Raw genomic sequence first — 1,118 nt, forward strand, 5'->3', positions numbered from 1 at the left:
GTCGTGGTCTCGTCGGGCGAAGACAGCGCAGGCACTCGCCTTGCGGGCGCGGATCGTGTTGGCGTGCGCGGGAGGCACGAACAACAAGGACGTGGCCGCGTCGTTGGGAGTCTGGCCGCAGACGGTGAACAAGTGGCGGGCCAGATTCGTGCGGGATCGCTTGGAGGGCTTGTCGGATGAGCCCCGTCCGGGCGCGGCTCGGAAGATCACCGATGAGCAGATCGAGGCCGTGATCACCAAGACTCTGGAAGAGGCGCCGACGAACAACGACACTCACTGGTCCACCCGTTCGATGGCCGCTGCGGTCGGGTTGAACCAGACCGCGATCTCGCGGATCTGGCGGGCGTTCGGGCTCAAGCCGCACCTGGTGGACACCTGGAAGCTGTCCAAGGACCCGCAGTTCATCGAGAAGGTCCGCGACGTGGTGGGGCTGTATCTCGACCCGCCGGACAAGGCCATGGTCCTCGCGGTGGACGAGAAGTCCCAGATGCAGGCCTTGGACCGCAGCGCGCCGGTGCTGCCGATGATGCCGGGCGTGCCCGGCCGGCAGACCCACGACTACATCCGGTACGGCACCACGAGTCTGTTCGCCGCGTTGGACGTGGCCACCGGCCGGGTGATCGGCCAGCACCAACGCCGGCACCGGCATCAGGAGTTCCTGCGGTTCCTCAAGACCATCGACGCGAACACCCCACCCGAGCTGGACCTGCACCTCATCTGCGACAACTACGCCACCCACAAGACCCCCGCGATCAAGACCTGGCTGGCCGCGCATCCCCGCTTCCACCTGCACTTCACCCCCACCTCCGGCAGTTGGCTCAACCTCGTCGAACGCTGGTTCGCCGAACTCACCCGCCGCAAGCTACGCCACAGCAGCCACCGCAGCGTCAAAGACCTCGAAACCGACGTCACCGCCTGGATCGAGGCGTGGAACGCCGACCCGAAACCCTTCGTCTGGGTCAAGACCGCCGACGAGATCCTCGACAACCTCGCCAACTACTGCACCAGAATTAACCAACTCATCAATGACTCGGGACACTAGCCGAAGTCGTGGGTACCAGCTGCACGGCGGGGTCGTTCCGTAAAGCGATCAGGACGGTCAAGGAGTTGAAGATCCT

1 protein-coding gene is annotated in these 1,118 nt (G+C 64.9%); it reads left to right on the forward strand.

The genetic code is table 11. The features are described 5' to 3' along the window. On the forward strand, positions 1–1,042 hold a 1,042-nt coding region (locus tag AB0J00_RS21890), incomplete at its 5' end, for an IS630 family transposase (protein ID WP_357749236.1). Positions 1,043–1,118: the final 76 nt, after the last annotated feature.

This window comes from Modestobacter sp. NPDC049651 (assembly GCF_040659695.1).
Taxonomy (GTDB): domain Bacteria; phylum Actinomycetota; class Actinomycetes; order Mycobacteriales; family Geodermatophilaceae; genus Modestobacter.